Here is an 8,503-nt window from a genome sequence, read left to right as displayed (position 1 = left end):
CGAGATCATGTTCGGGCCGCTGAAGGACTGGAGGCGTGTCGCGACGCGTTACGACAGATGCCCACAGACGTTCTTCTCTGCCATCTTGCTCGCGGTAACCGTCTTGTTCTGGCTATGATCCAGAACGAGTCCTGACGCTAAGGGATTCTCGCGGGGGGCAGGTCAACTCATAGCCCAGATGTGCTATCAGCTCGACCCCCAGCATCCGTTCCATCAGCCTGATCTTCAACTCCTTCATCAGCCCGGCATCGCCGAGCAGGTCTTCAGGGCGCTCCACGCCTTTCAGAAATTCGTCGAGGATTCCCTTGCAGATCGTCATCATGCTTCCTTTCGGTGAAGCATGAACCGGATCAGTCATACACAGAAGATCGGACACTCCCGCCGGTATGGGCATCACTGATCACCAGCCTGACCCCGCCGAGGCCTTGGGCATGCAATGATCGCAAGAACTCGGTCCAGAACGTCTCGGCCTCGGACGGGCCGATCCCCAGGCCGATGATCTCCCGGCACTCCTCGGTGCTCGCGGCCACAGCAATTATCGCCGCGACCGGCACGATTTGGACCTGTCGCGTATTTATGCCGAGCCAAGTGCTCGTTTAAGCCGCTTTCAGTTCGAAGGCGACGGGCTTTTCCAGCCCAGTGCTGAGTACCGCCGACGTGGATTGTAGAAGCCGTTGATGTATTCTAAGATGGCCATCTCGGCTTGCCGCCTGGTTGCTCATGACCGCCGCTAGATCAGCTCGGCCTTGATGGTTTTGAAGAACGTCTCGACGGCCGCATTGTCATAACAATTACCTTTGCCGCTCATCGAGCCTTTGAAGCCATGCTGGCGCAGGATCTTCTGATGGTCATGCGCGCAGTGTCGGCGACCGCGGTCGCTGTGGAAGATGCAGCCTTTGGGCGGTGTTCTGCCCATTTCTGGTTGGGTCGATCAGCCGTGACGTCGCGATCCAGAAGGTCTGGCGCAATGTTGAACGTATGTAGGAGAAGAAATCGCGGTTGCGCGACGAGGTCCGGAAGGGGGATCGCCGATGATCCGATAAGCCTCGGCCCGGGCGGTGGCACGCTCAATCCCCGATTCCTCGGGCATGCGGGGTCGTCCGGTGTTCACCATGGCCTCACCACAGTCTGCCCGGCGTCCATGGTAAGCACGTCGACGCAATCCGACGGATAGTTGACATCGTGGCGCCTACGGCAGGGCCGGCGACGGCGTCCTATCAGAAAGCGTACCCATCGTGCCAGCCGTAGCCCAACCAATAGCGCTGGCGGCGGAGGCGGCTGGGGCCCGACGGGACCCAGCGGCGCGCCGTGATACGCCCCTGCCCCCTGCCCTTCGCGCCAGACGCAGCGGAACCCCAGATACGAGGTCGAGGTGTCCACCGCCCCGGCATGCCGGGCGTCGGGGCGATAGCGCCGGCAATGGCTGGGCGCGCACAGGTGCGAGCCGCCCTTGATGACCCGGCGCGGGTTGCGCACCCGAGGCGGATCGTGCTTGTCTCGGCCCGGCCACCACGCGGATTCTGCGGGATGCAGCAGGCCTTTGGCGGCATCGGCCGGATGGCTCGCGGCGTAAAAGTCCCGGGTCCATTCCCAGACAGTGCCGATCATGTCGTGGATGCCGTGGCCGTTCGGGGGAAAGGCCGTCACGGGCGAGGCGCGCTCGCGGCCGTCCGGGGCCAGGTTCTCGTTCGGAAAGGCGCCCGCCAGGTGTTCGTCAGGTACCCGCCGCCCGGCCCCGGTTCGTCGCCCAGGGCGAATTCGGCGCAGTCCAGGCCGATTTTGCGGTGCCGCTGACGAAGGGTTGCAGAAAGGTCGTGCGCGGGATCATGGTTCGGTTGTCGCGCAGGGAAATTGGGATCTCCGGCTGACGCAAGGCCGCACGGGCGTCACCGCAGGCGCTTTGCCGCGCCCGCCGGAATGATGACGACCTCTCCGTTCTGGATGTTGCGTTGCGCGACAAGGTGGTCGGCGAAATGCCGGACCTCGCCGATGCTGCCTTTCAGGATCGACACCTCAAGACACTGATCCTGATCCAGATGCACATGCATGGAGGATATGGTCAGGTCGTGATGGTCGTGATGCGTGGCCGTGACCTTGCGCGCGACCTCGCGCGCCTGGTGGTCGTAGGTATAGACCACGGCCGCCACGCAGGGGGCATCGGGCGTCGCGTCGGCCCGCAGCCGCGCCAGACCGGCCCGCGTCAGGTCGCGGATCGCCTCTGATCGGTTGGCATAGCCGCCATCGGCCATCAGCCGATCCAGTTCCGCCATCAGATCGTCGTCGAGGGTGACCGTGACCCGCTGCATCGTCCCGCCTCCTGCCCGGAAGCAGGCCTGTCGATCCTGCACCCGCCGCCCCTTCCCGCCAAACTGCCCGAGCGCCGGCCGGGAGGCAAGTGCTTGACTTGCCGCGTCATCCGCGCCGATAGTATGCGAAATTTTCATATTCGTCATACCCAACCAAGGGCCTCCTCATGACGGTGATCCGAACCGCCCTGGCAATCCTTCTGGCATCGGCCGCCCTGGCCCATGCCAAGGCGCCGGATCTGGTCCTGGCGATCGGCGGCGAGCCCGAGACCGGCTTCGATCCCCTGCTGGGGTGGGGCGGCTATGGCAACCCGCTGTTCCAGTCGACCCTGCTGAAGCGTGGGCTGGACCTGTCGACCCAGGCTGACCTGGCCACGGACTGGAGACTGTCCCAGGACCGGCTGACCTGGACGGTGACGATCCGCAGGGACGCAAAATTCTCGGACGGCACGCCCGTGACCGCTAGGGACGTGGCCTTCACCTTCAACACCGCCAAGACCTCGGCCGGGGCAGTGGACCTGCAGGTGATGACCGGGGCCGAGGCCATCGACGACGATACAGTCAGGATCACGCTGGAAAAGCCTTGGATCACCTTTGTCGAGGCGTTCTATACGCTTGGTATCGTGCCGGCGGCATCCTACGGCCCGGGCTACGGCCGCAATCCGGTGGGATCGGGCCCGTTCAGAATGGTGTCCTGGGCCGAGGGCGAACAGCTGATCGTCGTCCCGAACGAAGCCTATTACGGCGCCCCCTCGCCTTTCGGCCAGATCACCTTCCTTTTCACCGGCGAGGATGCCGGGCTGGCGGCGGCGAAGGCGGGCGTGGCGCAGATGGTCTCGGTCCCCGCACAACTGGCCGACGCGATCCCGCCGGGGTTCCATGCCGTTCCGGTCAAGACCGTGGACAACCGGGGCCTGAGCCTGCCGTTCGGCCCGCCGGCCGAGATTGACGGCCGGAGGGTCGGCAACGCCGTCACCGCGGATCCCGCGATCCGCCGCGCGATCAACCTTGGCCTTGACCGCGACTTGGTGGTCGAGGTGGCGCTGCATGGCCACGGCACACCGGCCTTCGGTCCGGCGGACGGCTTGCCCTGGGCGGGCACGGACGATTGCACCGCCTTTGACCTGGACGCGGCCAAGGCGGTGCTGGATCAGGCCGGCTGGGTGCCCGGCCCGGATGGCGTCCGCGTCCGGGACGGACTGCGCGCGAGCTTTCCGATCCACTATCCGTCCTCGGACGCGACCCGGCAGGCCCTGGCGGAAACCGTGGCCGAGCTGCTGCGCCCCCTGGGGATCGAGGCGATGCCGGTCGGCGGCAGCTGGGACGCCATCCAGCGGGTGATGCACGCCGAGCCGGTTGTGTTCGGATTCGGCAGCCATTCGCCCTATCAGCTTTACAGCCTGTTCGCCTCGCGCATGGCGGGGTTGGAATGGGCGAACCCGTCCTATTACAGCAACCCCCAGGTCGATTCGCTGTTCGAGAGGGCGCAGGCGGCGGACAGCCTCGAGGCCTCGTTCCCGCTGTGGTCGCAGGCAGCCGAGGCTTATGGGCTGAAGGGGGACAATGCCTGGGCCTGGCTGGTCAACCTGGATCATGTCTATCTGGTCAGCGACTGCCTGGACCTGGGCCAGACCCAGATCGAGCCGCATGGCCACGGCTGGCCGATCACCGCCTCGCTCGCGCAGTGGCGCTGGACCTGCGACTAGGTGCGGCTGATGCGCACCCTTGTCCGGCAGGTGGCGCTGCTTGCGGTGGTGTCTGTCGCGGTGTTCCTGCTGATGAAGGCGTCGCCCGTGGATCCGGTCGATGCCTATCTGGGGCCGGCCATGGCCCATGTCGGCCCCGATCAGCGGGCACAGATCGCGGCAAGCTGGGGGCTGGACCGGCCGGTGCATGAACAGTTCCTGGCTTGGACGGGGCATGTGCTGAGGGGGGACCTGGGCTTCAGCACCACCTATAACGCGCCGGTGGCGCAGGTGATGGGCGACCGGATCGGCGCATCGCTTGCGCTGACCGGGCTGGCCTGGCTGCTGTCGGGGGCGTTCGGCTTTGCGCTGGGGCTTGTCGCGGCGGCGTGGGCGGGCGGCGCGCTGGACCGGACGATCCGGGTCTATTGCTATGTCCTGGCCGCGACGCCGACCTTCTGGCTCGCGATGCTGATGCTGACGGCGTTTTCCGTCCGGCTGGGCTGGACCCCGATCTGCTGCGCGGGCCCGGTTGGTGTGCCGCCCGACCAGATCGGGTTCTGGGACAGGCTGCATCACCTGATCCTGCCTCTGGCGGCGCTGACCCTGTTCGGCGTGGCGCAGATCGCCCTGCACACCAGGGTCAAGATGATCGAGGTCCTGGCCTCGGACTATGTGCTGCTGGCGCGCGCGCAGGGGGCGGGCCGGCTGGACATCGTGGCTCGCCACGGCATCCGCAATGCAGGCCTGCCGGCGCTGACCGTGCTGATGGCCTCGACCGGAGAGATCTTTGGCGGCTCGATCCTGGCCGAGCAGGTCTTTGCCTGGCCGGGGCTTGGCCGCGCCACGGTCGAGGCGGGCATGAAGGGCGACGTGCCCCTGCTGACCGCCATCGCCCTGCTGACGGCGCTGATCGTGTCATCGGCCAACAGGGTCGCCGATCGCATCTATCCCGTGCTCGACCCCCGGATGCGGGGAGCGACATGACCGGGCGCGTCCGGGCGCTGGTCCTGGGGGCGCTGTCGGCATCGCTGATCGCGGCCGTCCTTCTGTCGGCGGCGGCCTTGGGCGAGACCGGCATCCGCGCCGATTTCGCCGCGCGCAGCCTGCCCCCGGGGCCGGGTCACGTCTTCGGCACCGACCAGATGGGGCGCGACATGCTGGCGCGGTCGCTGCATGGGCTGGTGCTCAGCCTGCGGGTCGGGCTGATCGCGGCAGGACTTTCCGTGCTGCTGGCGACGCTGATCGCCATGGCCTCGGGCCTGGGGCGCCGGGCCGACCAGGCGGCGGGCTTCGTCACCGACGCGATGCTGGCCATGCCGCATCTGATACTGCTGATCCTGCTGTCCTTCGCCCTCGGCGGCGGCACGGGCGCCGTCATCGTCGCGGTGGCGGTCAGCCACTGGCCGCGGCTGGCCCGCATCCTGCGCGCCGAACTGCTGCAGGTGCAGGCCGCGCCCTATGTCGAGACCTCGCGCGCGCTTGGCCGGTCGCGGGCCTTTGCGATCCGGCACCACATCCTGCCGCATATGGTGCCGCAGATGCTGGTGGGGTTCCTGCTGATGTTTCCGCACGCCATCCTGCACGAGGCCGGGCTGACCTTCCTGGGCTTCGGGCTGGAACCGTCGCGCCCCGCCATCGGCGTCATGCTGTCCGAGGCGATGCGCCAGATCAGCGCCGGCCGCTGGTGGCTTGCGCTGTTTCCCGGCCTGATGCTGCTGGCCATGGTCCTGACCTTCGAGGCCCTGGGCAGCAGCCTGCGCCGCCTGACCTTCCCGCGCGAGGCGCAATGCTGACGATCCGCGACCTGTCCGTCGGCTTTCGCCGCTACCTTGGCCTGTTCCGCCAGCATGAGGTGACGCGCCTGTCCGACATCACGCTAAACCTGGCGCCGGGCGAGGTTCTGGCCGTCATCGGCAGCTCCGGGTCCGGCAAAAGCCTGCTGGCCCATGCGGTCCTGGGGCTGCTGCCGCCGAATGCCATCCTGCGCGGCGCCATGACGTTTCGCGGGCAGTCGCTGATCGGCACCTATCCGGCCGGCCTGCGCGGCCGCAGGATCGCGCTGATGCCGCAGCAGGTCAGCCATCTTGACCCGCTGGCCCGCGTCGAACGACAGATCGCCTGGGCCGCCCGGCGCGCGGGCGGGCGGGCCCAGGCCGCCGGACAACTGGCCACGCTGGGCCTGGCGCCGGGCACGGGGCGGATGTTTCCGAACCAGTTGTCCGGGGGCATGGCGCGCCGGGTGCTGATGGCCACGGCGACCGGGGGCACGCCGGACCTGCTGATCGCGGATGAGCCGACCTCCGGGCTGGACCCCGAATGCCGCGACCGGGTGCTGCGCCTGCTGCGCGACCGGGCGACGGCCGGGGCCGCGGTCCTGCTGATCACCCACGACCTGCACGCTGCGCTGGCCTTTGCCGACCGCGTGGCGATCCTTGACGAAGGCCGCCTGTGCGGGGTCGAGGCTGCGCGGGACTTTCAGGGCGACGGCGCGGCGCTGACCGCTGCGCATGCCCGGCTGCTGTGGCAGACGCTGCCGGAAAACGGGTTCCGGGTCGATGCTTGAGGCGCGCAACCTTGCCGCCGGCTTCGGGACGATCCCGCTGTTCCAAAACGTTTCGCTGCGGCTCGAGGCGGGCCGCATCCTTGGCCTGCGGGGGCGCTCGGGGGCCGGCAAGACCACATTGGGCCGCGTGCTTGCCGGGCTGCATCCCCCGACGGCAGGCGAGGTTTTGCTGGACGGATCGCCGCTTTTGCCCAAGGGGGTACGCCCGGTTCAATACCTGCACCAGAACCCGCTGCTTGCCATGAACCCGCGCTGGCGCATCGGCCGCATCCTGGCCGAGGCCGGACGGCCCGACCCGCATCTGGCCAGGGCCTGCGGGATCGAGCCGGACTGGCTGTCGCGCTATCCGCACGAACTGTCGGGCGGCCAGGTGCAACGGATCTCGATCCTGCGGGCGCTGACGGTCCGCCCGCGCTATCTGGTCGCGGATGAAATCACCGCGCCCTTGGACCCGGCATCGCAGGCGCGGCTTTGGCATGCGCTTCGCGACATCGCCTCGGCCCGGAGGATCGGCGTGCTTGCCATCAGCCACGACCGGGCGCTGCTGGACCGGATCTGCTGCCTGGGCCAGGTGCAGGTGTCGTGACGCCCTTGGCGCTTCAGGACTGGAACAGCCGGCTGTACTGGACTTCGTGCCAGGCGCTGACCATGGCAAGCGAGGATGCCACGTTGCCGATCTCGTCGTCGCCAAGCGTTCGGGAAACCGCTGCGGCCGCCGGAATGACTTCCGCCGCCGCGATCAGGATGCGCTGCGCGGCCGTCTGGCCCAGGGGGACAAGGCGCGTCGCCGCGGCAACCTGACCCTCGGCATAGGTCCACAGCAGTCCCTCCAGCGCCTGGTGCGGCGGGACATGCCAGTGGTGGGCGGCAATGGCGAAGGCGCCCGCGAAAGACAGCTCGTCGGGCATGGTGCGGGTCGCTTCGACGTTTAGCCCGCGCAAAAGAGCCACCAGCGCCGCGCCCAGCCGCCGATCCTCGCGCTGGAACTCTGCGCTTTCCCGCCCTGCCGCCAGCCAGGCGTCAAGCCCAAGCAGGGCGTCATGGTCCCCGGCCTGCAGCGCAAGGCACATGCGCCAGAACAGGGCGCCGTCGAACCGGGCGAAGCTGGATTGCAGGATGCCCAGGATCCAGTCGCGGGCACCCGCCTCGTCCTTGATCCAGCCGGCATGGACCGCGCCTTCCAGCCCGCGCGAATAGGAAAAGGCGCCGACCGGCAACCCTTGGCTGACCAGACGCAGCAGGTGCAGCGGCACCCCGGCCGAGGCGTCCGCGCCGCCTGCGACCTCAGCCATGCGCCCGGGCCGTTCCGTCCTGCCGCTCCGTCAGGCCGCCGTTCTCGGCGATGAAGTCGATGACCGCCTCGACCCCCTGCTCGCGCATGAGATCGGTAAAGACGAAGGGCCGCTCTGCGCGCATCCGGGCGGCGTCCGCCTTCATGACTTCAAGATTGACGTTCACATAAGGCGCAAGATCGGCCTTGTTGATGACCAGCAGGTCGGACCGCGTGATGCCCGGCCCGCCCTTGCGCGGGATCTCCTCTCCCTGACAGACCGAGATGACGTAAAGCGTCAGGTCCGCCAGTTCCGGCGAGAAGGTCGCCGCCAGGTTGTCGCCGCCCGACTCGATGAACACGATGTCGAGGTCCGGGATACGCCGGGTCAGTTCGGCAATGGCGCGCAGGTTGATCGAGGCGTCCTCGCGGATGGCGGTATGCGGACAGCCGCCCGTCTCGACCCCCACGATCCGGTCCTCGGGCAGCGCCTGCGAGCGGACCAGGATCATCGCATCCTCGCGCGTGTAGATGTCGTTGGTGACGACCGCGACCGAAAAGCGGTGGCGAAGCGCCTTGCACAGACGATCCACCAGCGTCGTCTTGCCCGATCCGACGGGACCGCCGATGCCGATGCGCAGAGGTCCGTTGTTCGTGACGGTCATCGGCTCTCCCC

General features: G+C 67.9%; 9 protein-coding genes and 4 pseudogenes. 6 read left to right on the top strand and 7 right to left on the bottom strand.

Annotated features, from left to right (window positions below; translation table 11 throughout):
• Positions 1–118: pseudogene (locus tag BU28_RS25750) on the top strand (IS5/IS1182 family transposase); the annotation flags it as partial.
• Here the strand turns inward: BU28_RS25750 and BU28_RS23885 are convergent.
• From BU28_RS23885 to nikR, 5 genes and pseudogenes are all read right to left on the bottom strand, one after another.
• A pseudogene (locus tag BU28_RS23885) lies at positions 116–319 on the bottom strand (IS256 family transposase); the annotation flags it as partial. The pseudogenes BU28_RS25750 and BU28_RS23885 overlap by 3 nt on opposite strands.
• A gap of 61 nt (positions 320–380) precedes the next feature.
• Positions 381–560: pseudogene (locus BU28_RS0119210) on the bottom strand (transposase); the annotation flags it as partial.
• Between the two features lie 36 nt (positions 561–596).
• Positions 597–981 (bottom strand): annotated as a pseudogene (locus BU28_RS25125) (integrase core domain-containing protein); the annotation flags it as partial.
• 126 nt (positions 982–1,107) lie between these two features.
• Positions 1,108–1,707 (bottom strand): formylglycine-generating enzyme family protein, encoded by a 600-nt coding sequence (locus BU28_RS26890; RefSeq protein ID WP_415839853.1) that lies wholly within the window; start codon positions 1,705–1,707, stop codon positions 1,108–1,110.
• A gap of 179 nt (positions 1,708–1,886) precedes the next feature.
• Positions 1,887–2,306: a nickel-responsive transcriptional regulator NikR gene (gene nikR / locus BU28_RS0119200; RefSeq protein ID WP_028720858.1), complete on the bottom strand. Its 420-nt coding sequence runs from the start codon at positions 2,304–2,306 to the stop codon at positions 1,887–1,889.
• 167 nt (positions 2,307–2,473) lie between these two features.
• Between nikR and BU28_RS0119195 the strand changes: the two genes are divergently transcribed.
• The 5 genes from BU28_RS0119195 to BU28_RS0119175 are packed head-to-tail and all read left to right on the top strand — an operon-like array spanning position 2,474 to position 7,143.
• Positions 2,474–4,012, top strand: a complete 1,539-nt coding sequence (locus tag BU28_RS0119195) for an ABC transporter substrate-binding protein (protein WP_028720857.1) — start codon at positions 2,474–2,476, stop codon at positions 4,010–4,012.
• 9 nt (positions 4,013–4,021) lie between these two features.
• Positions 4,022–4,978: an ABC transporter permease gene (locus BU28_RS0119190; protein WP_028720856.1), complete on the top strand. Its 957-nt coding sequence runs from the start codon at positions 4,022–4,024 to the stop codon at positions 4,976–4,978.
• Positions 4,975–5,787 carry an ABC transporter permease gene (locus BU28_RS0119185; protein ID WP_028720855.1) on the top strand — a complete coding sequence of 271 codons (813 nt, stop codon included), beginning with the start codon at positions 4,975–4,977 and terminating at the stop codon, positions 5,785–5,787. The genes BU28_RS0119190 and BU28_RS0119185 overlap by 4 nt, the downstream gene beginning before the upstream one ends.
• Positions 5,781–6,557 (top strand): ATP-binding cassette domain-containing protein, encoded by a 777-nt coding sequence (locus tag BU28_RS23875; protein ID WP_036763592.1) that lies wholly within the window; start codon positions 5,781–5,783, stop codon positions 6,555–6,557. The genes BU28_RS0119185 and BU28_RS23875 overlap by 7 nt, the downstream gene beginning before the upstream one ends.
• Positions 6,550–7,143, top strand: a complete 594-nt coding sequence (locus tag BU28_RS0119175) for an ABC transporter ATP-binding protein (protein ID WP_028720854.1) — start codon at positions 6,550–6,552, stop codon at positions 7,141–7,143. The genes BU28_RS23875 and BU28_RS0119175 overlap by 8 nt, the downstream gene beginning before the upstream one ends.
• 13 nt (positions 7,144–7,156) lie before the next feature.
• Here the strand turns inward: BU28_RS0119175 and BU28_RS0119170 are convergent, their stop codons facing one another.
• Positions 7,157–7,849 carry an urease accessory protein UreF gene (locus tag BU28_RS0119170; protein ID WP_051578323.1) on the bottom strand — a complete coding sequence of 231 codons (693 nt, stop codon included), beginning with the start codon at positions 7,847–7,849 and terminating at the stop codon, positions 7,157–7,159.
• A complete protein-coding gene (ureG, locus tag BU28_RS0119165) occupies positions 7,842–8,492 on the bottom strand; it encodes an urease accessory protein UreG (protein WP_028720852.1) in 651 nt (216 codons plus the stop codon). Before ureG ends, BU28_RS0119170 begins: the two co-directional genes overlap by 8 nt.
• Between the last annotated feature and the right edge of the window lie 11 nt (positions 8,493–8,503).

The sequence above is a fragment of the Paracoccus yeei ATCC BAA-599 genome, assembly GCF_000622145.1.
Classification (GTDB): Bacteria; Pseudomonadota; Alphaproteobacteria; order Rhodobacterales; family Rhodobacteraceae; genus Paracoccus; species Paracoccus yeei.
This window is presented reverse-complemented; position numbering and strand designations above follow the sequence as displayed.